Source organism: Nocardia sp. NPDC057440 (genome assembly GCF_042802915.1).
GTDB lineage: Bacteria > Actinomycetota > Actinomycetes > Mycobacteriales > Mycobacteriaceae > Nocardia.
This window is the reverse complement of sequence record NZ_JBHVDF010000015.1, coordinates 24,299-48,542: the sequence shown is the minus strand read 5'-3', so window position 1 is coordinate 48,542 and position 24,244 is coordinate 24,299. Positions and strand designations below refer to the sequence as shown.

The 24,244-nt window shown below is 65.9% G+C and carries 26 protein-coding genes; 9 read left to right on the top strand and 17 right to left on the bottom strand.

What is annotated here, in order from left to right; genetic code table 11:
- Positions 1 to 57: 57 nt before the first annotated feature.
- From ACFU4Z_RS27235 to ACFU4Z_RS27220, 4 genes are read right to left on the bottom strand one after another with little or no spacing between them, the layout of a single operon-like run.
- Positions 58 to 1,185 (bottom strand): hypothetical protein, encoded by a 1,128-nt coding sequence (locus tag ACFU4Z_RS27235; RefSeq protein ID WP_379067996.1) that lies wholly within the window; start codon positions 1,183 to 1,185, stop codon positions 58 to 60.
- A gap of 24 nt (positions 1,186 to 1,209) precedes the next feature.
- Positions 1,210 to 1,686, bottom strand: coding sequence for a hypothetical protein (locus tag ACFU4Z_RS27230; protein ID WP_379067993.1), 477 nt, complete (start codon positions 1,684 to 1,686; stop codon positions 1,210 to 1,212).
- A 29-nt stretch (positions 1,687 to 1,715) separates the two neighbouring features.
- Positions 1,716 to 1,907: a hypothetical protein gene (locus ACFU4Z_RS27225; protein ID WP_379067990.1), complete on the bottom strand. Its 192-nt coding sequence runs from the start codon at positions 1,905 to 1,907 to the stop codon at positions 1,716 to 1,718.
- Positions 1,904 to 2,221 (bottom strand): hypothetical protein, encoded by a 318-nt coding sequence (locus ACFU4Z_RS27220; RefSeq protein WP_379067988.1) that lies wholly within the window; start codon positions 2,219 to 2,221, stop codon positions 1,904 to 1,906. Before ACFU4Z_RS27220 ends, ACFU4Z_RS27225 begins: the two co-directional genes overlap by 4 nt.
- A gap of 1,291 nt (positions 2,222 to 3,512) precedes the next feature.
- Between ACFU4Z_RS27220 and ACFU4Z_RS27215 the strand changes: the two genes are divergently transcribed.
- The gene (locus ACFU4Z_RS27215; protein ID WP_379067985.1) at positions 3,513 to 4,445 is read left to right on the top strand and encodes a helix-turn-helix domain-containing protein; all 933 of its coding nucleotides are present in this window, start codon (positions 3,513 to 3,515) and stop codon (positions 4,443 to 4,445) included.
- The gene (locus ACFU4Z_RS27210) at positions 4,442 to 4,648 is read left to right on the top strand and encodes a DUF397 domain-containing protein (RefSeq protein ID WP_379067982.1); all 207 of its coding nucleotides are present in this window, start codon (positions 4,442 to 4,444) and stop codon (positions 4,646 to 4,648) included. The genes ACFU4Z_RS27215 and ACFU4Z_RS27210 overlap by 4 nt, the downstream gene beginning before the upstream one ends.
- A 211-nt stretch (positions 4,649 to 4,859) precedes the next feature.
- On the opposite strand, the gene ACFU4Z_RS27205 is transcribed toward ACFU4Z_RS27210, so the two are convergent.
- Together ACFU4Z_RS27205 and ACFU4Z_RS27200 are read right to left on the bottom strand one after the other, a co-directional pair.
- On the bottom strand, positions 4,860 to 5,255 hold the full coding sequence (locus ACFU4Z_RS27205; protein WP_379067979.1) for a nitroreductase/quinone reductase family protein: 396 nt from the start codon (positions 5,253 to 5,255) through the stop codon (positions 4,860 to 4,862).
- Positions 5,256 to 5,334: 79 nt separating this feature from the next.
- Positions 5,335 to 6,138 (bottom strand): transglutaminase family protein, encoded by an 804-nt coding sequence (locus ACFU4Z_RS27200; protein ID WP_379067976.1) that lies wholly within the window; start codon positions 6,136 to 6,138, stop codon positions 5,335 to 5,337.
- A gap of 126 nt (positions 6,139 to 6,264) precedes the next feature.
- Between ACFU4Z_RS27200 and ACFU4Z_RS27195 the strand changes: the two genes are divergently transcribed.
- A complete protein-coding gene (locus ACFU4Z_RS27195; RefSeq protein ID WP_379067974.1) occupies positions 6,265 to 6,924 on the top strand; it encodes a phosphate uptake regulator PhoU in 660 nt (219 codons plus the stop codon).
- A gap of 69 nt (positions 6,925 to 6,993) precedes the next feature.
- Here the strand turns inward: ACFU4Z_RS27195 and ACFU4Z_RS27190 are convergent, their stop codons facing one another.
- Entirely contained in the window at positions 6,994 to 7,902 is a 909-nt protein-coding gene (locus ACFU4Z_RS27190) for a LysR family transcriptional regulator (protein WP_379067971.1), read from the bottom strand.
- A gap of 197 nt (positions 7,903 to 8,099) precedes the next feature.
- Between ACFU4Z_RS27190 and ACFU4Z_RS27185 the strand changes: the two genes are divergently transcribed.
- Both ACFU4Z_RS27185 and ACFU4Z_RS27180 read left to right on the top strand, forming a co-directional pair.
- Positions 8,100 to 8,651, top strand: a complete 552-nt coding sequence (locus tag ACFU4Z_RS27185; protein ID WP_379067969.1) for a hypothetical protein — start codon at positions 8,100 to 8,102, stop codon at positions 8,649 to 8,651.
- A gap of 254 nt (positions 8,652 to 8,905) precedes the next feature.
- A complete protein-coding gene (locus ACFU4Z_RS27180; protein WP_379067966.1) occupies positions 8,906 to 10,147 on the top strand; it encodes a TDT family transporter in 1,242 nt (413 codons plus the stop codon).
- 172 nt (positions 10,148 to 10,319) lie between these two features.
- On the opposite strand, the gene ACFU4Z_RS27175 is transcribed toward ACFU4Z_RS27180, so the two are convergent.
- Both ACFU4Z_RS27175 and ACFU4Z_RS27170 read right to left on the bottom strand, forming a co-directional pair.
- A complete protein-coding gene (locus ACFU4Z_RS27175; RefSeq protein ID WP_379067963.1) occupies positions 10,320 to 11,201 on the bottom strand; it encodes an RNA polymerase sigma factor in 882 nt (293 codons plus the stop codon).
- A 201-nt stretch (positions 11,202 to 11,402) separates the two neighbouring features.
- Positions 11,403 to 12,275 (bottom strand): haloalkane dehalogenase, encoded by an 873-nt coding sequence (locus ACFU4Z_RS27170; protein ID WP_379067960.1) that lies wholly within the window; start codon positions 12,273 to 12,275, stop codon positions 11,403 to 11,405.
- A 708-nt stretch (positions 12,276 to 12,983) separates the two neighbouring features.
- Here ACFU4Z_RS27170 and ACFU4Z_RS27165 point away from each other — a divergent pair.
- Together ACFU4Z_RS27165 and ACFU4Z_RS27160 are read left to right on the top strand one after the other, a co-directional pair.
- Positions 12,984 to 13,763 carry an HNH endonuclease family protein gene (locus ACFU4Z_RS27165; RefSeq protein ID WP_379067957.1) on the top strand — a complete coding sequence of 260 codons (780 nt, stop codon included), beginning with the start codon at positions 12,984 to 12,986 and terminating at the stop codon, positions 13,761 to 13,763.
- 35 nt (positions 13,764 to 13,798) lie between these two features.
- On the top strand, positions 13,799 to 14,266 hold the full coding sequence (locus tag ACFU4Z_RS27160) for a hypothetical protein (protein WP_379067954.1): 468 nt from the start codon (positions 13,799 to 13,801) through the stop codon (positions 14,264 to 14,266).
- A gap of 106 nt (positions 14,267 to 14,372) precedes the next feature.
- On the opposite strand, the gene ACFU4Z_RS27155 is transcribed toward ACFU4Z_RS27160, so the two are convergent.
- Together ACFU4Z_RS27155 and ACFU4Z_RS27150 are read right to left on the bottom strand one after the other, a co-directional pair.
- Complete coding sequence (locus ACFU4Z_RS27155) at positions 14,373 to 15,392, bottom strand: NAD(P)-dependent alcohol dehydrogenase (RefSeq protein WP_379067951.1); 1,020 nt, start codon at positions 15,390 to 15,392, stop codon at positions 14,373 to 14,375.
- Between the two features lie 56 nt (positions 15,393 to 15,448).
- The gene (locus ACFU4Z_RS27150) at positions 15,449 to 15,892 is read right to left on the bottom strand and encodes a hypothetical protein (protein WP_379067948.1); all 444 of its coding nucleotides are present in this window, start codon (positions 15,890 to 15,892) and stop codon (positions 15,449 to 15,451) included.
- Positions 15,893 to 16,024: 132 nt separating this feature from the next.
- Here ACFU4Z_RS27150 and ACFU4Z_RS27145 point away from each other — a divergent pair, with 132 nt between their 5' ends.
- Entirely contained in the window at positions 16,025 to 16,834 is an 810-nt protein-coding gene (locus tag ACFU4Z_RS27145; protein WP_379067945.1) for a helix-turn-helix domain-containing protein, read from the top strand.
- Between the two features lie 209 nt (positions 16,835 to 17,043).
- On the opposite strand, the gene ACFU4Z_RS27140 is transcribed toward ACFU4Z_RS27145, so the two are convergent.
- The 6 genes from ACFU4Z_RS27140 to ACFU4Z_RS27115 all read right to left on the bottom strand — a co-directional run bounded on the left by ACFU4Z_RS27140 (position 17,044) and on the right by ACFU4Z_RS27115 (position 23,784).
- On the bottom strand, positions 17,044 to 17,967 hold the full coding sequence (locus ACFU4Z_RS27140; RefSeq protein WP_379067942.1) for a LysR family transcriptional regulator: 924 nt from the start codon (positions 17,965 to 17,967) through the stop codon (positions 17,044 to 17,046).
- Positions 17,968 to 18,059: 92 nt separating this feature from the next.
- Positions 18,060 to 19,262 (bottom strand): FAD-dependent oxidoreductase, encoded by a 1,203-nt coding sequence (locus ACFU4Z_RS27135; RefSeq protein ID WP_379067939.1) that lies wholly within the window; start codon positions 19,260 to 19,262, stop codon positions 18,060 to 18,062.
- Between the two features lie 214 nt (positions 19,263 to 19,476).
- The gene (locus ACFU4Z_RS27130; protein WP_379067936.1) at positions 19,477 to 20,124 is read right to left on the bottom strand and encodes a PadR family transcriptional regulator; all 648 of its coding nucleotides are present in this window, start codon (positions 20,122 to 20,124) and stop codon (positions 19,477 to 19,479) included.
- A 60-nt stretch (positions 20,125 to 20,184) separates the two neighbouring features.
- Complete coding sequence (locus tag ACFU4Z_RS27125) at positions 20,185 to 22,221, bottom strand: DHA2 family efflux MFS transporter permease subunit (RefSeq protein WP_379067934.1); 2,037 nt, start codon at positions 22,219 to 22,221, stop codon at positions 20,185 to 20,187.
- A gap of 79 nt (positions 22,222 to 22,300) precedes the next feature.
- The gene (locus ACFU4Z_RS27120; protein WP_379067932.1) at positions 22,301 to 22,981 is read right to left on the bottom strand and encodes an alpha/beta fold hydrolase; all 681 of its coding nucleotides are present in this window, start codon (positions 22,979 to 22,981) and stop codon (positions 22,301 to 22,303) included.
- Between the two features lie 116 nt (positions 22,982 to 23,097).
- On the bottom strand, positions 23,098 to 23,784 hold the full coding sequence (locus ACFU4Z_RS27115; protein ID WP_379067929.1) for a TetR/AcrR family transcriptional regulator: 687 nt from the start codon (positions 23,782 to 23,784) through the stop codon (positions 23,098 to 23,100).
- Positions 23,785 to 23,892: 108 nt separating this feature from the next.
- Between ACFU4Z_RS27115 and ACFU4Z_RS27110 the strand changes: the two genes are divergently transcribed.
- A complete protein-coding gene (locus tag ACFU4Z_RS27110) occupies positions 23,893 to 24,207 on the top strand; it encodes a hypothetical protein (protein WP_379067927.1) in 315 nt (104 codons plus the stop codon).
- Positions 24,208 to 24,244: the final 37 nt, after the last annotated feature.

Below are 24,244 nucleotides of genomic sequence, written 5' to 3'. Positions count from 1 at the left end.
CGCGACGCTGCCGGGTGGGGGATGGGTGCCAGGGTCGTCATGTGGCGACCATGAGGTTCATCGCTCCCGAGATATACCGCGCGCGCGGTCCTGCCCTTGGCCGGTGCCGCCTCGTTCAACGCTCGGGGCGTGACCGGGTGGCTCCAGCACAGCCGCTCGGGGGTGGTGAGCCTGTCCCGACCAAGCCAGCCGTTCCGCCTCCGACAGGCGGCCTCCTTCGTCCAGGTGCCCGAACGCCGCGTCTCGCGCCCTGTTCAGCTCCTCCAGAGTCTTGGCGGATTCGCGCTCGCGTTCTTTCGCGGCTTCGCGTTCCGCCCGTGCCTTGTCTTCACGTTCCACGGTTGCGGCATCGGCGGCCTCCCGGTCTCGGGTCTGATTGGGTGCTGGGAACGGGAATTCCCGTATCGCCCGTTCAGCCGCTTCGCGTTGAACACGTTCACGCTCGGTTTCCGGCGCGCGCGCCTTCGCCTTCTCGGCTTGTCGGTCACGTTCGGCCTGTACCCGTTGCGGGGCTTCCACCCGGCCACGCGCGGCGGCTTCCCGGAACTGCTGCATCCGCTCGAACTTCTCGGCCCGCTCGCGTGCCTTCGCCAGCTCAGCGACTTTTTCCCGCTGCTCCTTTTCTCTCTCGCGGGCCTTCTCCTCGCGCACCCGCACGATTTCCCGGATCTTCTCCAACCGTTTACGTGCACGGTCGGCACGAGTCAGCTCGTATGCCCTGATCAGTTCGAGTTGTTTGGACATCAGGGATTGCCCGAGCTGGATGGCCCGCGCCGCATCGGCGCGCGAAACGATCTCATGTCGGAACTGTCCGGGGAAATCGCGTTCTAATTCCTGCATGTCGCCGAGCACTTTATCCGGGACTTTTTCGCCTTCGACCGTTTCCCATGTGCTGTGTGTCAGTTGCCCGGAGTCGAGGGCTTCCCGCTCCAAACCCAGCTGGCCTCGCGCGTCACTTTCATTGACCCGCCCCGACTTGCGTTCGACACTCCTCACGCCCTGACCATCGGTGCGAGCAGAATCGAATCTACGCCGATCCTGCTCGTGCCCGATCCTGATTTCGAATTGCTTAACCCATCCCCTATCCGGGGTTTCGTCTCGGATTTGTGCCCGCCCGAGTTCGAAATACAGGCCCTTTTCATAGTTGGACAGGTTGCGTCGACTGGCGTCATAGCCGTCGGGCACAGCACCCCCCTTGCCGAGTTTGAATCAGGCAGGTCTTCCAGCCGTCCGAATACTGTGTTCGACCATGCCGGGACCGTCGTCGTCGAAAAGCCATTTTGCAATACGCTTCATGGTTGCCCCATTACCGCTTTTGACATAATGGACAGCCGGGGCAAAACCGGAATACAACGGCCATGTAGATTCGGGATTCTTCGTCCAAGCCATGCCGGGGTGTCGTCGTATACAGCATTCGCCCAGGAACCGCACCAATTGATCGGCGCGGTCCCGGTTCTCGGGCGCAATGAATCTGTCCCAATCGCCGAAAATTTCTTTCGCGGCTTCAAGGACGCGAATCAACAGAGGCGGCATCCACCACGTATCCGTGTAATCAGCGATGCCCGGGATCGTATCGGCGAGGAATGCCTGTATCGCCGATTCCATGCGTTCAGGCGCAACCCAATCCAAAAATGCTTCGGTCTTTTCGTCGAATTCGATGTCAAAACCGATCTGGTCGTTGTCCACTGGCTTCCCCTCGTGTTGGCTGTCTGATGTCACCGCGCATCGAATCTAGTCGGCTCGTCGGTTTCGCAGCGATGATTCGCTGCCTCTTTCAGACCGGCCGCAGCCGCGTTGTATGCATCCGCGAGTGGCCCGGTCGAGGGAAGGCCCCCGTCATGAAACGCATCCGAGGCGCGCCGGAACTCAGCAAGGGCGGCTTGGTATTCGTCGTCTGGTGTGCTCATGACATGCCTCCTCGTCGGTCAGGGGAAGTGCAGGGGATGCGGTGGGTCGGGGTGATGAGGTCGCAGGCTATTGCGATGGCGCGGGCGTTGTGCTTGATGTGATCGACGCTCGGCGCGATAACCGTGGTGGCGCCCAGGTTGCGTGCTGTGGCGACGATGAGCACGGTCGGCATGAACGTGTCGTGCTTGATGGTGACCAGCCGTAACAGGGTGTAGCCGTGCTGGTCGGCCAACTCGGTGATGACGCGTTCGTCTCGCAACAGGTGCGGTCCGCTGACATCGAGCAATAGCAGCCCGATCGCTTTAACAGTCATCGGGATTCGCTGTTCGACGGGTCGGCGGTCACGTCTGGTTCGATGGGAGCCTGTGCCGATGGTTGGTGGGCTCTATCCGGCCATGCGATCCCTAACACCTCGCGGTCATCTTTCACCCGGACATCTGTCCATCCGCACCGTTGCAGCGGATCGCCACCGGTGTGCATCTCGATGCGGCCATCGAGCAGCGACACCCATTTCCGGCACGAGTGCTGGGGGCATATCACCTTGATCAGTGCGCCGTCTGCGCTGAAACCGCTTCCGCCGCAATGAGACAGGTTGATGCGCGGGCCGCAACCACATTCAGACATGCGACACCTCCCGGACCTTTCGCGGCCCCGAACACGCACGAACCGAGACGATCACGGCAAGCCCAGAAGGCCGGAACGTATCCCGTGGCGGCTCGACCCAATAGCGAGCCTCACTCGACCGGGCAGCGGGTGACGGCAACGCCATCGCGCTACCGTCACGGATAACGGACACATGGTTCCGAAACAAGTCAGCGAACACAGCGGCATCGTCGGGGACATCCGCGCGGATGAGGTACAGCCACTGGTCCGACCTCGGCAGGGCCAGAATCGGACCGACAGCCGCACCTCGACGCCCCATATCGTGTCTGACGGCCTGCCCAAGCGGCACAGGCATTCTCACCGCCCACACGTGCGTCGCTTTCATGATGATGCGGCCCATGCTCGGTGGGTCGACGGACGCGGGCAGATCGCACACCCGCCGATAGAAGATGCAGCGGGACATCGGTGTGTCGCCAAACGGTATGTGTTCCATCGGGTTAGACCTCTGCGTGCGTTGGCGGCGGAGTTGGTGCGCCCGATGCCGGGGGACTCGACACCCCGGCACCGGAACGATTCGGCGGTTCGCCTCGGAGCCCACACATGACGGCTCCGAGTAACTCGAGATTGGTTGCGCCCACATAGGCGCTTGGCGGCCCGGCGAACGGGTCTCGTTGTGGAAGCTCGTTGTTCGGCATCGGCCGACCTCCGGGGCTCGACTGCGGCTTAGGGTGCGCCCGCCCCCGATAGCTCCTCGAGGGGAAGAGAGCCATCTATCCGGGCGCTCACTCAGTTCAGCACGTGGTCCACCGAATTGGACGTTCCAATGGAAGTTCCACCGATGTTGGCGCATTTCCCCTGCAAACGTTCCATAAGCCCTGCACAATAGGTTCCACGCGGTGTGCGACATGCCTTCCATGAGAGGTTCGCGCATCTTCCAAAACAGGGGGTGTGTGCCTTCCAGGGCTAAGGGGGCGGGCCTTCCATGAACAGGAGTGCAGCAGATGGGGAAACCCAGCGGGGGCAAGGAAAACCGGCAGGTGACAGCACAACTCGCGCAGGAGGTGGGCGTGACTTCGGGTGTGCCTTACCGAAGCCTTGGGCGGTGCCTGCGCGGAATGCGCCAAGAAACGGGGCTATCGATCGAGATAGCCGCGAAGGCGATCGGGCGGGGTGCAGGCACCCTGCACCGGCTAGAGACCGGCGCTCCGAACGTGGTCGCGAGAGATGAAGACCTCCGGGGACTTTGCAAGCTGTATCAACGGCCGGAGATGTTGCCGATCCTGAGATCACTTGCTGCCCAAGGTAAGACGCCATCCTGGCTGGACGAGTATCCCGACCAAGTTAATCCGACGTTCAACGCCTATCTACAGATGGAGGCAGCGTCAGCGCATTTGACCATTTACCGACCGGACATGGTTTCGGGTCTGTTTCAAACCCTGGACTACGCGCGCGCACTGGACCGGGTGTACTTCACCACGGATTCGACGGATGACATCGAGCGCCGCGTCCGTGTGCGACGAAACAGGCAGTCCCTCATCACACGTGACCTCGCACCACTGACAGTCGATCTGGTGCTTGATGAGGCGGTCATGCGGCGCGTTGTCGGTGGCCACAAGGTGATGTCCGCACAGCTCCGCCACTTAGCGGACCTTCCTCCCCGCGTTCGGGTTCAAGTGCTCCCGTCCGCGTCTGGCTTTCCGGTCGGCATCTCGACCGGGCCGTTTACGATCCTGGACTTTGCGGCCGATGACCAGGGGCACCCGCTCGAGCCCCCGGTTGTCTACGTCGAGAGCTACACCGGGAACATCTATCTAGAGCGGCCAGACACTGTCCAGAGATATCGGCGGGCCTTCGACGCGATCCAACGGGTAGCGTTGGACGTGCCAGAAAGCAAACGCCTGTTGCGGCAGGCAGCGAAGGAGTTCACGCCGTGAGTAGAGACCTGTCCGGAGCGCTCTGGTTCAAGAGCACCTATAGCGCGGGAGGGAACGACTGTGTAGAAGTAGCGCATCTGGACGGGGGTCTAGTCGGTGTGCGGGACTCCAAGAACCCGACCGGCCCGGCGCTGGTGTTCACCCCTGACGAGTGGGATGCCTTCGCCGCTGGCGTGCAGGACGGCGAGTTCAACCGCGCGTAGGTTCCACACGACGAGAGCCCGGCACTGCGGCCAATGACTTGCTGTGCCGGGCTCCTTCATGCGCTGATCAGCGGATTTAAACCGTTCAAGCTCAGGGTTGGACACCTCGATCACAGTCACCGCGATCGCAAGCACCAGCGATCCGAACGGCTCGCTTGTCGCGCGTAGGCAGGCACCGCTCGATCGGTTCGCCCGAGCGGTCGATCATGGCTCAGTCGTCCAGGTCGATGCGGACGGTCAGCAGGTCGGTGCCGACCAATCGAACGGCCGAGCTGTTGACTTTCGGCAGCTGGCGCAGGCGGGCGCGGGCGTCGTCCTTGGGCAGCAGGTGCGCGGTGCCGGTGTGCCACCTGCCGTGCAGGCGCACTCGAACTCGGTTGTTCGCGTTGATATTCCGGATGTACTGGGAGCGCTGGCCGAATTCGGAGACGAGCCAGAACTCGGTGCCGATCCGCCGTCCGCCGATCGGCGTGCTGCGTGGCTGACCGCTCACCCGACCAGTGGTCTCGAGCAGCTGCTGACTCGGCAGCCTGCGCAGGATCGGATTGCCGATCCGCCGTTGAAAGGCCGTCACCACTCGATGTTGAGTATCGCGCTTGCTCGGCACCTATCGACGGTAACACCGAATCCTGGCCTTGGCAGAGTTCCCGGATCACGGGCAGCGGCACCGGCGGCCCGGTCCGCACTCACCAGAGCGTGACCGGGTCGGTGCCGTTGTCGAAGGGCAAGTAGCCGTCGATGGTGGCGCTCACCTGCATATTGCTCACATAGACCTCGCCGCCGTGGTTGTCGAGGAACGCGGCGTCGGCGGCATCCCTGCCGGTGGCGATGCGGATCAGCGACATGCGCGGGGCGAGATGGGTGGCGTCGAGAACCCGCCATCCGCCATCGATGTACGCCTCGGCGACCGCGTGGAAATCCATGGGAAACAGCCCCGGCGCATACACCGATACCAAGCGCGCCGGCACTTTGAGCGCCCGCAACAGCGCCACCAGCAGATGGGTGAAGTCGCGGCACACACCTGCCCCGGCCAGCAGTGTCTCCACCGCGCCATCGATGGGGTCGCTGCTGCCCGCGACATAGCGGACACGACGGGCGACCCAGGACGATACGAGGGCGGCAAGGTCCGCAGGCGTTGCGCCGCTGGGGAATTCGGCTGCGACGAACCCGAGCAGTTTGTCGGACTCGACGAAACAGCTCGGCCGCAGGTACACCGCGAGGTCGTAGTCCGACATCGGTTCGGCCATCGCGGTACCCAAGACTGTTGCGCTGTAGCGCACTTGCAGCGCACCGGTGCCGACGTCGAATTTGTGAATGCGGGTGCCGTGCGGACCGAGGATTTCCCGCGCCGCCATCGTGCGGCCGTCCAGGTCGAACACCAGCGACTCGGTCAGCTCGATGCCCGGTTGCCTGGCCACGGCGATCTGGAACTCGAGGGTGGTCGGCCCGGAGACCGCGATATCCAACTGCGCCGAGACGTCACGCTTCATTCCACAGTCTCCCGCACTCTGCGAATCTTGCCGGACACAACGCCACAGCCTGCGAGTTCCGGCCGATGCGGCGGCCGAAACGCCTTTCGAGTACTCGATTGCGCGCGGATAGGCGACAATTTGCCGGTGCGGACCCAGTTCACTCGCGAGCTCGTCGCGTTGACCAATGACTTGACGCTGATGTGCAGGCTCGCTCACGATGCCGCCGAGCGGGTCACCGATGCGCTCGTCGACGCCGACCTCACCGCCACCTACGAAGTGTTCGCGCTCGACGAGCAGCTACAGAAGATGTACAGCGCCTGCGAGGCGCGGACCGTGGTGTTGCTCGCGCTGCAAGCGCCGGTCGCCAGGGACCTGCGCCACGTGGTGACCGCCATCCAGATCGCCAGCGAACTGTCCAGAATCGGCACGCTGATCAGCCGCGCCGCCGAGCAGGTCTACAAATCCCACCCTGAACTCGTTGCCCCGCGGCCCATCATGGACCTGCTGGTGGCCATGGGCCGGCTCGCCGCGCACCGCACCGCCATCGCGGGCCAAGCGGTCGCCACCGGCCATCAACCGCCCGCCGAACCGGCATCCGACGCACCCACCATGGACGAGCTGCACCGGCAACTACACGCGGCGCTCACCGGCCCCGCGTGGTCCGGCCCCACGGATGCCTCCATCGATATCGCCCTCGTCGGCAATCATCTGGAACGCTGCGTCGACCACACCGCCCGGATCAATCGATTGATCCGTTTCCTGGACACCGGGATTCCGCCTACCGCGCAGCCCGAGGAGGCCTAGCTGGGACCCGATCACCGGCGGGGCTGATTCTGTTGTCGGCCTTGCCATTTCGGTGTCGATGCAGCAGGGCTAGGGAGTGCGGCGAGCGATGGCGTAGAGATCGCGGGCCGGGCCGGTCAGCCGCTGACCGTTCGGCCAGATGGCACGCAGCGTGCGGGCGAGGTCGAGGCCGGTCACACTGGGCGAGACCAGGGTGCCTGCGGTGATCTCCGCGGCGACCGCCAGCGAGCTGAGAACCGCGGGGCCTACGCCCGAGGCGACCGCGGTTTTGATGGCGGTCGTCGAGGACAGCTCCAGAGCAACGGCAGGCTGCCAGCCCGGGATGCTGCGTGAGATCGCGTGCTCGAACCAGGTTCGGGTGCCCGACCCGACTTCGCGCTGGATCAGCGGGGTTTCGGCGAGTTCCTCGAGAGCGACCGCACCGTGCCGGGCCCAGCCGTGCTGCGGGGCCACCACGACGACCAGTCGGTCCCGCGCCACGATATGACTTTCGATGCCACGAAAGTTCTGCGGGCTTTCGATGAACCCTATGGCGGCCTTGCCGTCGAGCACAGCGTGCGCGACCTCGACGGAGTTGCCGGATTCCAAGGCGATGGTGGTATCGGGTGCGGCGGCGCGCAAGGTCATCAGCCAGCCGGGGAACAGGTATTCCGCGACAGTCTGGCTGGCGGCGACGCGAAGGCGGGAGTCGCGTTCGGCCCGCAGAGTGTCGATGCCCGCGTCGAGCTGCCCGGCCGCGCCGACCACGGCGCGCGCCCACTCGGCGATGAGCGCACCTGCGGGCGTGGGCCGGGAGCCGAGCGTCGTGCGTTCCAGGACCGGCAGGCCGACGAGCTTCTCCAGGTAGCGGATCCGCGAGGACGCCGACGGCTGGCTGATGCCGTGCGCCTCCGCGGCACGGCCCAGGCTGCCCAGCTCGATGACCGAGAGCAGCAGGTCGAGCGCAGCCAGGTCCGGGACGCGTGGCGACAGGGGCATAGATCGAGCCTATGCCGTCGGTGTCCGACGGCCCGCTCGAACACACAAGCCATCACCGACAGACGTGGGCCGTGCAGAACCTCCGCACCAGGGCGTGGCCTGAATGTGAGCCGCAGACACGCGAATCATCTTGCGGTGCAGTTAGTTCGATCGCAACCACACTCTATGGATCTCACGGCACCACGTAACCTCTAGCCATGCTTGCGCTCTACAGTGCTGCGATCGCGATCGTCACAGGTGTCACATCCGCATGGGTCAGCTACCACTTCGGCGTCCGCAAGGACCGATTGCAGTGGAACCGTGATCAGGCAGCTCGGTGGGACAGCGCACGGCGGGAGGCATACGTCGCCTATGCGGCGGCGATCAAGCACGAGGTCCGGTTACATGTGAAGATGGCGGCCACGAAACACCCCGAATTATGGCCGGGCCACCAGACGCTGCCGGTCTCGGAGGGATTGCCACTGCTTGCCGGCGCAGAGGACAAACGAGCAGACCTGCTCGAGGCAATCCTGCTGCTCGGCGATGCCCCGACGGTAGACGCCGCCCGCGACTGGCAGCAGAAAGTGTGGCAGCTGCGAACCCTGCACACCGATGAATCCGTCACCGCCGAAACCGTACGACTCGCCCTCAACACAGCATCCGAAGCGAGAGACCGCTTCTACTCCTGCGCGAGACCAGACCTCGGCATCACCTCCGCACTCCCCGACCCACGCCCGCTCGCTTCGCTCGTCGCGCGGAGTCAAGCATGATTCCGCCTCTGTCATCAGATATTCGAAGTGACGTATTCGCTCTCCACTAGTCACGCCGCTTCTCCAGCGCCCCTCGGATCAGCGTGCGGGCGGCGTCACTCTGGAACGACGCCCGGAACACGGGCCGGGGTTGTCCAGAACGTTCACACCCCGGGACGCGGGGCCATCACACCGAGCGAGGCATAGAACGAGTCTATGTACCCATAGGACCGCGGTGGCTACTCGCAACGTCCGCCAGCGGCGACGCTGGAGACATGACCGCCACAGTGACTCCTCACCCCGCCCGATCGCGGCGTCTCTTCGGCGAGCTCGACTACGACGACGCACGTCGGGGCCGCCTCGCAGCCGTGCACGAAGACATGCCGAGCGCTGCCAGGGAGAACCGGCTCAGCGCCCTGCGGGAGGAACGACTGCGCCGCCGGGCGGGGCTGCGGCATCTGGGGCCGAACTGGTTCGCCGCTGTGATGGGGACCGGGATTGTCGGCAACGCTGCCGCCACGCTGCCCTTGCAGTTCCCCGGGCTGCGGGGTGCGGCGACCGTGGTGTGGGCGGTGGCCGCGCTGCTGCTCGTGGTGCTGAGTTCGGCGTGGGCGGTGCACTGGGTGCGTTTTCCCGACTCGGCGCGTGACCACTGGAATCACCCGGTGCTGTCGCAGTTCTTCGGCGCTCCGCCGATGGCGCTGCTGACCGTCGGAGCGGGCACGCTGTTGCTCGGGCGCGAGGTGATCGGCCTGTCGGCGGCGGTGACCGTGGACTGGGTGCTGTGGTCGGCGGGCACCGTGCTCGGACTGCTGACCGCGATCGTGATTCCTTACCGCATGTTCACCCATCACCACATCGAGCCGGATGCCGCGTTCGGCGGATGGCTGATGCCCGTTGTGCCGCCGATGGTGTCGGCCGGCATGGGTGCGTTGCTGGTGCCCTATGCGCCTGCGGGCCAGATCCGGCTGACGATGATCGTGCTGTGCCTGGCCATGTTCGGCATGAGCCTGATCGCCGCGCTCGTCACTATCACCATGATCTGGTCCCGGCTGGTGCACTACGGCACCCCCGAAGCGGGCATGGTTCCCACTTTGTGGCTCGTGCTCGGCCCCCTCGGCCAATCCGTCACCGCCGCAGGTCTTTTGGCCAACGCCGCCCCCACCGCCCTACCCGACCTCTACGCCAAGGGCCTGACCGTCTTCTCGGTCATCTTCGGCGTCGTCACCTGGGGCTTCGCCATGCTGTGGCTGGCGCTCGCCATCGCCGTCACCGCCAAGACCGCCCGCGCGGGCACACTGAAGTTCAACCTCACCTGGTGGGGCTTCACCTTCCCCCTCGGCACCTGCATCACCGGCAGCACCATCCTCTACAGCCACACCGGCGCCAACCTGTTCGCGGCCACCGCAGTGGCGCTGTACATCGTGCTGGTCGGCGCTTGGGGCGTGGTGGCAGTGCGGACCGCCCGTGGTCTGCTGGCCGGAACATTGCTCCGCCCCGCTCCCGTCGCCGCCTGATCGCAGGCGTAGTCGGGTCACGCGCCAACAGGCGGAATCCACTCGAGCGCATCGGCAGCGGGACGTACTCAGTCCAGCAGAGGGATCGGAGCGGTTCGGCTTGTATTGCCTTCACTCGTTTCGACACACGATGTCGACCGACTCCGACACGACACCACCGTGACCTATGTCACTACTTATCGAGCAGTGGGAACCGCCCGGAGTCCAGCAACCCGGAGATCGCCTGCATTTTCGCCTCCGGCGCGGCGTAATCGGGATGCGCGCGCAGGACGGCGGCCGCGTCGTGCAACCGGATCATCTGGTCCTCGGCCTCGGTCACGGTGCGGCCGCCCGCACTGATCGAATGCGCCGCGAACCGCGGTCGGCGCGGATCGATTCTGCCGAGTTCCACCGCCTTGTTCACCCGCCGCGAGCAACGGCAGAAAGCCTCGGGATTCGCGACCCCGCACGTGGCGTTCAGGAAAGTCCCGATGCGCTTCTTGGCCCGCTCCAACCGCTTTCGATAGGCGGGTGCGGTGATGTCGAGGATCCACGCGGCATCGGCGGAAGTCAGCTCGAAGACCTCGCCGAGCACGAAGGCGACGCGCTCGTCACGGGCCAGGCACTGCAGCATGGCCTGGCTGCAGTTGAGGCGAACCTCGGCCGAGAGCAGCGCGGACTCCGGTCCGCGATAGTCCTCGGCGGCGAGTCCGTCGGCCAAGCCTTCCCGGTAGGCGTCGAGGCTCAGCTGCGACGCCTCCTGCGGGGTCCGCCTGCGCAGATTCAGCAGATAATTGACGCCGATGCGATAGGCCCAGGTGAGCAGCTTCGCTTCGGCGCGCCAGCTCGAGAGGTTGCCGACCACCCGCAGCAGGATCTCCTGCGTCGCGTCCTCCGCCTCGGCTGGTCGCCACACCATGCGCAGGGCCAGCCGATACAGCGGGTCCTGCAACTGGCGGACGACATCGGAAATCGCCGCACTGTCACCGGCCACCGCGCGCGCGACCAGCTGCCGTTCCCCGGCAAGGGCAACCTCGTCGGCGGCGGGCGAATCAGGGTCGAGCTCGGTGTCCACCTCACGATCTTTCGTCGGACACCGGCTCCGCGCAAGTGATCCCAGCGCACCACACAACACGGATCGGGGGGGGGGGGGGGGGGGGGCCCCCCCCCCCCCGCCCCCCCCCCCGCTGTCTCCGCCCGCGAGACCCGGCACCGATCCACCGAACTCGCCCCACCGAACGCCGCGGACGACATCCGGGCCGATCACGATCGAAACTCACGCCTTCGCGGGCACCCCGGTCAACGCATGCTTGCGCATCCAGACCGACACCGCGCCGCCGATGGCGTCGGGCTGATCCTCCGGAGCGTGATGGCCCGCGGCGCCCACCGAAACGACCTCGACCGCGGCGAATGTCTCCGCCGCCCAGGCAACAGCTTCGGGCGATCCGAGGCCGACACCGTTGTCCAGCGCCATCACCAGTTTCGGCACCTCGGGCGACTGCGCCATCCAGCGGCCGTAGTTCTCCACGATGGCGACGACATCGGCTGGTTCGCCGTCGAGCGGGAACTCGCGCGGCCACACCAGCAGCGGTTTGCGCGACTGCGGGGTCGGGTAAGGCGCACGGTAGACGTCATGGTCCTCGGGGGACAGATCGACAACGCCCTTCGGCAGGTTGAACTCGATGAAGGTGTTCTCCTCCAGCACCATTCGCTCCCCTTCCGTGGTGCGGAACTTGCGGAACAGTTCGGCGCCGAGCGGTGGCAGCTCGTCCCAGCGCATGGGCCGCAGGAACGTCTCGATCAGCGCGACGCCGCGAACCCGGCCGGGATGGCGCGCCGCCCAGTCCATGGCGAGCGCACCGCCCCAGTCGTGGCCGACGATGATCACCTGGTCCAGCCCGAGCGCGTCGAACCACGCGTCCAGGTAACGGGCATGGTCGGTGAGGCGGTAGTCGCTGTCGGGCTTCCCGGAGGCTCCCATGCCGATCAAATCCGGCGCCAGGATGCGGGTCTGGTCGCTGACATGCGGAATCACTTTGCGCCACAGGTGCGATGAGGTCGGGTTTCCGTGCAGGAACACCACCGGAACCGAGCCGGTGCCGAGGTCGATGTAGTTGATGAACGAGTCGAGAACGTCGACGGTAGCCATGATGTGCGCCTTTCCTGGATCCGGCTTTTCTGCCTTCACCCGGTTTGGACACACGACTTCGGGCTGCTGTGACCGTCCGGCCCACAGTTGGACTATGACGCTCGTCACTCAATAGTGCGCGATGGTAGCCAGAACCGTCGCTACCGCAATCCACACATCCGCAGATGAGCTGCATTTCCGTATCCAGGTAGTAACAATTTCAACCTCTATCAACACCCACCTGGAGTAGTCGCCCGGAAGGTAAAGTCATTGCAAAGAGATCGGCAATCATCTACTATCTTCCTACGTAGGAAGCGGGGCGATTGAACGGAGGTACGCGGTGCATCGGCAACACACAGATCCGCGCACTCCACCGCCCGACTGCTATCCCTGAACCGTCACGACGAGCCGGTCGTGCGACAAGCGCCCGAGACCTCCCTCATCGGTCTCGAACGCTGGGCACGGACCCCGGTCTGGACAACCGGCCCGCTCCCCCGTCACATGACAAAACAATCGCTCGATCGTGATCGATCACCCCCGAGTCGGCGCCGGCACGTCGACTCGGGGGTGTTCCGCGTTTCCGGCCCCCTTGGCGCACACGAAGTTTCCCATAGACTGTGCCGAAGGTCATAACGGACAATGACTTCCATAGCGAGCCGAACCCGGTAGCTTGACGCCCGTTCTCAGTTCGGTGTTGGCGTAAGGAAGTTCGATGATGTCGGTGTTCTCGTGAATGTGTTCTCCTCCCGCACCGTGCGTCGAATCTTCGCCGTGTGTGCGCCCATCGGCCTCGCAGTGCTCGTAGCCATTGCCTACGCCTATATCGACAAGCCCGCAGGCGACGAAGGACGCGAACCCGGTTCGGCCAGCGCGGCAACGGTTTCCAGCAAGGACGCCACCGAGCTGCTCGGGCAGCTCGTCGACGCGCCCGAGGCGGCGATGGCCGGATACAGCCGCGAGAAGTTCCCGCACTGGGATTCCAATAAGCCCGAACACGGGTTCGGCCCGGACTTCACGCAGTACAGCCGCTGCACCAGCCGCGAGGTGATGATGCTTCGCGACGCCACCGGCTCGGTCACTCTCGATCCGAAAACCTGCGAACTGAAGGTCGGCCGCGACGGCGGCTGGCGCGACGAGTACGGATTTCTCGATTCCAAGACCGGAAAACTCAAGCCGTACAAGTGGATGACCGATCCGGCTTCCGTCGATGCCGAGCACATCGTCGCGCTGGCAGAGGCATGGCGATCGGGCGCTGACAAGCGTGATGAAGACACTCGCCGCCGCATCGCCAACGACGCGATCAACCTGGAGGCCTCCGATCCGTCGGCCAACAGGTCCAAGGGTGACCAAGACGCCGCAAACTATCTGCCTCCCGGAACTTTCCGGTGCGCCTATGTCGAGCGATACATCAAGGTCAAGGTAAAATACGCGCTGACCGTTGATCCCGCCGAGCACGCCGCGTTGCGCACCGCAGTCGAGGACTGCGTCCGTCGAGGAGAGTTCAAATAAGCGACATCATCGAGATTTCCGCCCGGGCAGCTGTCATGACCGAAGAGGAAGGGACGGTGTCCGGCGACCTCGATGTCACCGTCGCCGAGACCGGCAAGGGCTTGGTCCGCTATCGAGGCAATGACAGCTGGTACACCATCGGAAACCTCGAGGCCGAGCCCCCGCGCTCCTGGGCCACCGTCGCCGACCTCGCAGCCGCTGTCGAAGCCGGTATCGGAACGCGTGACGCCGCAGGCAATACCGTGCCGTTCGAGGCGACACCGGCCGGAGCCGAGAACGACCCGACTGCCGACGACCGAGGCAATCAGCCCCCCGGCAGCGCAACCGACCAGCCTCCGGACAGTCCGGTCGACCAGTCGACCGACAACCAGAGCGGCCAACCGGCTGACACTCGAACCGGCTCGTCAGCCGACAACCACAGCAACCCGCCAGCCGACACTCGAACCGGCCACTCACCTGACAACCACAGCAACCCGCTAGCTGACAGCGACAGCGACCAGTAGGAAGCAGTCGAAGCGGCCGGGAAGATCCGGTCGAAGCGACCCATCGGCCTCGGGTGAAACCAGCCGAAAGGTCGCCATGACAGCGGAGCTCGACGACCAGCCCTGATCAGGGCATCGTGACGACGACCTTGCCGAACGGGTTGCCGTCACGGAAGTACCGGTAGGCCTCGACGGCCTGGTCGAGCGGGAATGTCCGATCGATGACCGGGTGCAGCCGGTGTTCGGTGATCGCGCGATTCATCGCCTCGAAGTCGGTACGACTGCCGACGGCGATGCGGCGGATGCCGAGATACGGGCCGACGAACGGATTCTCGAACGGCCGGCCCTCCGACATTTGCGTAGCGCCGATCATGGTGATCATCGCGTTGTATCCGGCGGACTTCACCGACTTCGACAGTGTCGGCAGCCCAACGGCTTCCAGCACATGTTCGACACCATGGCCCTCGGTGAGCTCCAGCACGGCCTCGTCCCAGTCCGGTGTCCGGCTCCGGTCGACGACCTCGTCCGCACCGAGCTTGCGCAGCCGCTCGGCCTTGTCGGGGCCCGAGGTGATCGAGATGACGCGGGCGCCCAGCATTTTGGCGTGCTGCACGCCGTAGAGCGCGACCGTGCCGCTGCCGACGGTCAGCACCGTCTCACCCGGTCCCACCGGCTGCGGCTTGGTCAGCGCCGCCCAGGCGACGACACCCGCGCAGGTGAGCGTGGCCGCCTCGACATCGGTGAGGTGCTCGGGCACGTGCACCACCGAGTCCTCCTCGATCAGTGCGTAGGTGGCGAGCATTCCGTTGAAGTTGGCGCCGTACTGTTCGGCGACCTGGGCCAGCCGCTGCGGTCCGTCGATCCACCGCACGAAGTACGAGGCGGTCACCCGGTCACCGAGCGCGGTGCGAGTCACTGCTTCGCCCACGGCGATCACCTCGCCGACCCCGTCCGACAACGGAATGATGCCGGGGGTGGCGGGCAGCGGGTAGATGCCCTCCAACAGCATCAGGTCGCGTCGGTTGATCGAGGCCGCGCGCACCCGGATGACGACTTGGTTCGGACCCGGCTCGGGAACCTCCTGTGCCCGAGTCGTCAGTCCTTCGAGGCCGCGCAGCGGATCGAGGTGGTAGGCAATCGCATTCATGACGTGCTCCTGAAACTCTATGGTGCTGAAACTCTGTGGTGCTGAAACGTTCGGTGTCAGGCGACGCCGATGAACTGGTGATCGACCCGGATGCGCCCGTCCTCGTCGAGGGCGAGCACGTCGTAGCCGCCGCCCGCGACCGATCCGTCGGCCTGCGAGACCATCAACCAGGTGATGCCGACGAGGTTCACCGACAGCTGGGTCGCCTGACCGCGGGCGGCGAAGACATGCTCGCCCGGCGCGACGAACATTTCGTAGGCGCGAGTGACCCGGCGTTCCAGGGCCTCGTGCCCGCGGACCTCCAGAGTCGGAATCGGGAAGGCGAGCGCCGCGGCCGCCTCGCGGATTTCCTGCGGCGGGTCGGCCAGCACCTGGGCTCCGTCGGCCGCCCACAGTTCGCGGATCAGCTTGCTGCGGTTCTCGGCGTCGGGCTCGTTCCACATGTCGACGTAGCGCTCGGTCAGTGTGGCCAGTTCGTTCTCATCGAATTGCTTGCTCATGGCACAGAGCTTTGCCGAGGCCGATCAGGTGCGCGATTCCCCGCAGGGAATGAAGGGTATTAGCCGCAGGTACACCTCGATAATTCCCTGCGAGGAATGGCGCGGACCAGCTCGGTCGGATTCACTGGAGCCATGACGACGGCGCTAGAACCGAGCCCATTCGCCACGCAGCTACGGCACTGGCGAACCCAACGCCGGGTGAGCCAGCTCGACCTCGCGATTCGCGCGGACACCAGCCAGCGATATCTGAGTTTCCTGGAACAGGGGCGGTCCAGGCCGGGCCGGACCATGGTGGTCCGGTTGGCCGAGTCGCTCGAGCTGTCGCTGCGCGAGCGCAATGGACTGTTGTTGTCGGCCGGGTTCGCACCGGTCTTCCCCGAATCGGATATGGACACCCGAGAGTTGGGCCCGGTACGTGAGGCGCTGGTGCGCATACTCGACGGGCATATGCCCTACCCCGCGGTCGTCGTGCGGCCCTACGGAATTCTGCTCGCCGCCAACGCCGCGTTCGATGTGCTCACCGAGGGTGTCGCGCCGGAGTTGCTGAGGCCTCCGATCAATGTGCTGCGTCTCGCGCTGCATCCCGATGGTCTCGCACGACGAGTGGTGAACCTGCCGGAGTGGGGCAGACACGTCACCGAGAGCCTGCGCGGCAAGGCCATGCGCAGCCCCGATGCCGGCCTCGACGATTTCATCGCCGAGCTGGAAGGCTATCTCCCAGAAGTGAATCCGGGCCCGGACCATCTCGGCTTCGCGGTGCCGCTACGGCTGCGCAGCGACGACGGCGAGCTCAGGCTCATCACCACTATCACCTCCTTCGCCACCGCTGTCGACATCACCCTCTCGGAGTTGCATCTGGAGGCGTTCCTGCCCGCTGACGAACAGACCGCCGATATCCTGCGCCGCCACGCGGACCGCCGAGGCGGCGGCGAGACCGACTGAGGACGAACCGCACGCCCGGCCGAGCGCGCGACGGCGGCGTCCACAGCCGCACAGTCGAAGCGAGTGTGCTCGAGGTCGTCGCGCACCTGTGGACGCGCGACACCTCGGCACATGGCACGCCGCCTGTGCCCTCAGCCGAACAGTCGACCTGACCGAGGGCACCGCATCCGGCGACCGGCGCGGCCGCGGGCTACCTGGTGTGCACGAGCTCACCACTCGTCGCGCACCGCCAGTAGCCGCTCGTAAACCAGATCGATGTGCGGACGAGCCGTAGTACCGGGCCTGCGCACGAGGAACCCGGTGTTGATCGGTGGATCGTCGGGTTCGAGCAGTGCGACCAACGCACCGGTGGCAAGGCGTGCGGTGCACAGGTAGCGCGGCAGCACACTGATGCCTCCGCCCGCGGCGACCAGGGCCGCGACCGCGCGGAGATCGGCGACTACGACCGCCGGGTCGGCGGCCAATCGCACGCCGAACACATGCCGCCAATACCGCCGCAGGATCGGCAGATCCGCGGCGTAGCTGACCAGGGGGACACCGGTCAGCGCCGTCGGCCCCTCGGCACGCAGCCGGGCGAGATCGATCCGCTCCGCGATAGACGGTGCGGCGACCAGGACGAACTCCTCGTCGGCGAGCGGTTCGGCGACCACTGCCCGGCCGCGCGGACGGACGGTGGATACGACCAGGTCGTAGTGCCCCGCCCGCAGCCCGGCGAGCAGTGCCTCCGAAAGTCCCGCCGTGACATTCAGCCGAACGCCATCGGCGATCAACGAGGCAAGCGCGGGAAGCGCCTGCACCGCAAGCATTTCGGCGGGCCCGGCCAGGCGGACCGGCGGCTGGGTGATCGGTCGCGCCGGTATCGTGCCGCCCATGATGCCGCTGAGCGCGTCCAGTGGCCCGGCCACCCTTGCGGCGAGTTCGACGGCGGCGTCGGTCGCTGTCACGCCACGCGGCAGCCGGTCGAACAGCCGATAGCCGAGCCGTTTCTCCAGCGCTTGCAGCTGCGTTGTCACCGTCGGCTGGGACAGACCGATCAGCCGCGCACCTGCGGTAATAGATCCCGCACGGTGCACGGCCAGGAAGCTGCGCACCTGGTTCAGATCCAGATCGCCATCGGAATTCCTATCGGTCACCCGCCAAGTCTATTGGCAGATGCCGGTCATCAGCCGGGTCGAGCACCGACTCGGCCGTGGCGGGCGCGGCGGCGGCCACGGCCGAGTTCTGCTCAGCCGACTGCCACCGGCTCCTGATCGACCGGGGCATCCCAGTCGATCCGGTAGCGCTGCTCGGCGCCGATGGTCTTCTCCAGGTCCATGAACCTGACCATCACCCGCATGATCACCGGCATCACCTTGCGCGCCACCGGGCCCGGCGTTTTGCTGTGGTTGATCTTCGCGGCCCGAGCGGCGATGCCTTCCACCCGCGAGCGCCGCGACCGCTCGTACGCGGCGAAGGCCGAGGCCGGGTCCGGCAGGTCCCGCAGGCATCGTGCCAGTTGGACGGCGCTCTCGATGGCGAGTGACGCACCCTGGCCGGAGCTGTTGGACGGTGCGTGCACCGAGTCGCCGACCAGGACCATCCGACCTCGGTACCACCGCGGAACCGGCGGCATGATGTGCAGGGCTCCGGTCGTTTCGAGCGTTTCCGCGGTCGTATTGCGGGCGAGCTGGCCACCGGGGGTGTCCTCGGCGTAGGTCTCGCGCAAGATTTTCAGCCAATGCTCGGCCGGGACCGCCCGCGCCTCGCTGAGCGACATGTACTCCTTGTGCGGGAGGTTCGCGCCCCACATGATCCGGCCCGGATCGACCGCCCCGTACAGGTAATACGCTTGTTTTCCGAAGGCGAAAGTCATTGTCCCCGGCTCGATGTCGATATCGCTGTCGATGATCCCGCCGAAGCCGAGCATGCCGGTGTACTCCGGCCCCGGCGCGTTCGGGTCGATGAGGCCGCGAACGGTCGAGCGGATGCCGTCGGCCCCGATCAGCACATCCGCGGTGGCGCTGGTGCCGTCGGTGAAATGCGCGGTAACGCCGGACTCGTGCTCGTCGACGCCGACCAGTCGTTTGTTGTATTCGAAGGGCACGCCCGCGGCGACCGCGTGATCGTGCAACGCCTGATGCAGCTCGTTGCGATCGACCAACTGCAGCAGGGTGTTCGGCAGCGTCGGCAGGTGCACGCGCTTGCCGCCGACCGACATCGCCATATCGGTGATCGGCGAGGCCATTTCTCGAATGCGATCACCCGCGCCGATGATGTCCAGTGCGGCAACGCCGTTCGGAGCGAGCGCGAGCCCGCTGCCGACACCGAAGGTCGGGCCCGGGTAGGCCTCGTAGACACGGGCGTCGATGCCCGCCTTGCGCAGCGCGGTGGCCGTGACGGGTCCGGCGACGCCGCCGCCGATGACAAGTGCGGTTCGTGTTGTGGACATGGGTGTCTCCAGGTTTGTGCGATACGGGTTGTGTGGAATCCCCGAACCGACCCGTCTGCCGCTCACCCAGTTATCCTGTGGTTGCCAACCTCGTGGCCGAGTGCGCGTATGCGGGCACGGTTCGAGACGGTTACATCGGGCTCGGCGGCGGTGTTGCCGCACCCCGCCGAGCCTGGTCTCGATCCGACGATGACATCGATCTGACAATTGCGCCCTATAGCGGCGCGTTCCCTCCTTCTACGAGCTTCGCGACTTCCGCGGGCTCCACGCCATCGGCATGCAGCTGCCGCCACCAGTCCACGCCGGGGAAGCTCCCCGAGGTGAGCTCGTCGCGGAACGACCGCGCCCAGTCCTGCTCGGCTTCCAGCATCGCGAGCCCGTACTCGGACTCGATGATGAACAGCCGTGGCAGCGTAGTGGTGAGTCCGTCGAGTTCTCGGCGCACAGCGTCGATGATGTGACCCAGCGCTTCGATGCGCCTGCCGAGCAACTCGGCCACCTCGTCCGGCGATAGCGCCGCCGCGATGGAGAGTCCCGCGGTGAACCTGTGGTGTTCCGGTTCCGGGGTGGCGATCAATTCCCTTGTCCAGTCGGCCATTTCCGTGCGACCGGCGTCGGTGATCTGGTAAATCGTGCGTTCCGGGCGTGCCCCGTCGCGCTCGCTGCCGACGATCTCGAGAAAGCCGGCTTTTTCCAGATTCTGGACGACCGTGTACAGCGAGCCCCATTTGATATCCATATCGCGGTCTTTGCCGCGATCACGCAGCGTCGACGCGATCTCGTATCGGTGCATCGGCCGCTCGACGATCACCGAGAGCACCGCCAGCGCCAGCAGATTGTTCACCTTGCGCTTCGTGGCCATGACTACCTCCCGATTACTCGTCTACGAATATACGTCTACGAGTAATCGGGCGCAAGGGGATCAAGCGTCGACGGGTTCGCGCTCCTGGGCCTGCTCGTCGAGGAGCTTGGTGGCGATGTTCTCCAGCGCCTGATCGAGCAGCGCGTGGTCGGCGGGGTCGCTGTGGTCCCAGTCGTCGAGCTGGGTGTCGAGCCACCGTCGCCACGATGCCTGGAGCCGGTCGACCTCGGCGCGGCCGGAATCGGTGAGTCGAACGCGGCCATCGTCGGCGGTGACATAACCCGCGGCGATCACCTGCACGTAGACCGGGCGAATGACCTCGGACGGCACCTTGTGGGCGCGCGCGATGGCGTCGAGCGTGGCCACACCGCGAACCCGGGTGTGCATGTACACCTGGCCGAGCGCCCATGCCCGGTCCGGACTCAACGTCGATCCCGAGTCCGCGAGAATGCGCGGTCCGATCGGCCCCTGGGCGTGCGCCTTGTGCATCGCACCGGAGACCGCGCGCTCCAGCAGCACTACGCGATCGGGGGAATCGGGCACCGAAAAGCCCTCGCCCACATCGGAAGCGCCGGCCCGGGCGCTGTCGCGCAGCGGCACTTCCTTCAGGAACCACGCGACGACGAAGCCGACGAGCGCGACCGGGACCACCCACAGGAAGACGTGGTCGATGGACTTCGCGTAGGCATCGATGATCGGCGCGGCGACATCGGCAGGCAGGGCCCGCAGCTGCTGCGGATTGGCCGCCACCGCGGGCGGCACGACCTTCACCTCGGCCAGGGCCGCGGTCAGATTGGGGGTGATCTGGTTGGTGTACAGCGTGCCGAATATCGCGGTGCCGAATGCGCTGCCGAGAGTGCGGAAGAAGGTGACTCCCGACGTTGCCGTACCCAATTGCGCGTAGGGCACGGTGTTCTGCACGACGATGGTCAGCACCTGCATGGCAAGGCCGATACCGAGACCGAGGATCAGCATGTACAGCGATTCCTGCCAGATGCTGGCGTTTCGGCCCATCGTGGACATCAGATACAAACCCAACGCCATCACCGCGGTGCCCACGATCGGGAAGTATCGGTAGCGACCGGTCTTTCCGACGATCTGCCCGGACAGGATCGAGGTGAACAGCAGTCCCGCGACCAGCGGCAACGTCCGGAGGCCGGAGATGGTGGCCGACACCCCCTTCACGTACTGCAGATACGCGGGCAGGTAGGTAATCGCGCCGAGCATCGCGAAGCCGACGATGAAGCTCAGGACCGAGCAGACCGTGAACACTCTGCTGCGGAACAATCCCATCGGCAGCATCGGTTCGGTCGCCCGCAATTCGACCGCGACGAACGCCGCCAGCAAAATCACCGCGGCGACGAACAGGCCGATGATCTGCCAAGAACCCCACGAATATTCGGTGCCGCCCCATTCCAGTCCGAGGATGAGGCTGGAGACGCCGAGCGCGACCAACCCGATGCCCGCGTAGTCGATGATGGGCTTGATCGCGGCCCGCACCCGCGGGATGGTGCGCGCCGCGAGGGCGATCATGACGATCGCGACGGGCACGTTGACATAGAAGCACCAGCGCCAGCTCGCATGGTCGGTGAACAAACCGCCGAGCGTCGGGCCGATCACCGTGGTGACGCCGAAGACCGCGCCGAGCGCGCCCTGATACTTGCCGCGTTCGCGCAGCGGGATGATGTCGGCGATCAGCGCCATCGCCGTGACCATGAGGCCACCACCGCCGAGGCCCTGGACGGCGCGCGCGATGATCAGCACCAGCATGCCGTTGGCCAGGCCCGCGACCATCGAGCCGACGATGAAGATCAGCGCGCTGAGCTGGAACACCAGCTTGCGGCCGAACAGATCGCCGAGCTTGCCCGCCAGTGCCGTCGCCACCGCCTCGGCGAGCAGATAGGAGGTGACCACCCAGCCTATGTGCCCCGCACCACCGAGATCGGCGACGATCGTCGGCAGCGCGGTGGAGACGATGGTCTGATCGAGCGCGGCCATCAGCATTCCGAGCACGATGGTGCCGAACACAATGTTGGTCCGCGCCCTGCTCAACGGCGGGGGCGCGGAAGCGTCGGCGACAGCGACTGCACCGGTCATCGGTTCAGTATGTGCCGACGTCGATGGCCGGGCCGGCGCGACACGAGCCCAGGCAAACGGGAGGCAACCAGCCGGCCGTTCAGCCCGCCGCCGCCTCGAGGATCACCTGGGCGACCGCCTCCGGGTTGGACACCATGACCGCGTGGCTGGCGCCTGCGACCTTGGTTGTCTTCGCGCCCATCCGCTCGGCGAGCACCTCTTCGAGCTGCGTGCCGATGATCAGGTCGTTGCCCGCGACGATGTACCAGCTCGGGAATTCGCGCCAGGCGGGCGGACCCGAGACGAAGCCGAAGCGCGCCGCGTCGCTCGGGCCTTGCACGGCAGCCATGACGCGCGCCTGCACCGGATCGACGTCGAAGGCGAAGTACTCGACGAACTTGTCCTGCGGCAGCGTCACCCTGCCCTGCGGGTCGGTCACGAAGAATTGCGCCGAGGGCGGCTGACCGAACGGCCCACCGAGCGCCGTGACCGTCTCCCCCTCGTCCGGCGCGAACGCCGCGACGTAGACCAGCGCCTTCACATTCCTGGCGCCGTGCGCGGCATTGGTGATAACGCAGCCGCCGAAGGAATGCCCGACGACAACGGTCGGGCCTTCGAGGATGTCGAGCGCCTGACGCACCTTGGTGACATCGTCGGGAATCGAGGACAGCGGCTGCTGCACGGCCACGACATGGTGGCCCGCGGCCTGGAGCGTGGGGATGACACCGGACCAGGACGAGCCGTCGGCGATGGCACCGTGCACGAGCAGGATGTTGACCATTGCGGGACCTCCGGGATCGTGGGTAATCGGGAGCATGCCGAACAACACACACGAGCTACTGAACTGTGGGCAATCTTTCCGCAATCGACGTCATCGCGCTCGGCAATCGCCGAGAGTCACTCGATGTGACCGGCCCCCTTCGGTGCGCGGGACCGCACCGCGTAGTCGGCCAGCGACGGCTCCACAGCGGCGAACGCGACCTCGATGTACCCCCGCAGTGCCGCGGCGATGTCGTCGTTGGACTCGCCTGCGAGCGTGCGGCGCATCGTCTCGTCGAACAGCACCCGATGCACCCCGCCCAGCAGCGCCGCCGCCACCCGCGGCGTGATATCGCCCGGCACAGTGCCGGTTTCGGTCACGAGGGTCCGCGCCAGCGCCGCCTCCCGCTCCTCGTGGAATTCGCGCAGCCTGGCGACCAGCGCGGGACTGCCCGCGATCAGCCCGGCGAATTCCGGACCGGAGAATCCGACGACCGGATCCTGATCGGCGACCGCGGCCAGATAGGCGCGCCGCAACGCGGCGAGCGCGGACTCCCCCGCCGCGCGTTCGCGGACGGTGCGGCCGAGCTGGTCGACGAACACTTCGCCCAGATCCAACGCGAGGTCCTCCTTGCGCGGGAAGTAATTGGTGACCGTCATCTTGGCGACCTCGGCGGCCGCGGCCACATCCGCGATCGTCACCTTGTCGAATCCGCGCTCCAGGAACAGCAGCGTGGCCTGGCGCGAGATCTTCTCCCTCGTCTGCTGCTTCTTTTTGGCCCGAAGCCCCTGCTCGACGCCCGTGCCGACGGTCTGTGCACTCATGCCGGCCAGACTACATGATCTCGTCATAAATTTATGCTTGACATATTTTTAGGTCTGTTCTAAATTTGCTCTCGTCGTCGCGAGACGACGAAGACGAAGGAGAAACGGATGCCCCACGGTCACGACGTAGCAGCCCCGACCCGCAACACGATGCAGACCAGCCACGAGGGAGCAGCCACCATGGCCGAGTACGACAGCACGCTGGACGCCGTGATCCGCGGCATGCTCGAACAGAGCTCGTCGCCGAAGTCGGCCGAGCGCGCGGTAGCGCATTCCGCGAATCACGCTGCCGCCCCAAAGATCCGGACCGCGAGTGGGTTCCCCGGCGGCGACAGCAGGCGCGGCCGTCAGTCGAGCAGCGCATCGAAAGGACAGGGATTCCGCGCGCGGCCACGGCGTCCGCTGCGGATTCCCGGCCACTGAATCCGCACCGCCGCTGAATCCGCACGACCAGCTGGTA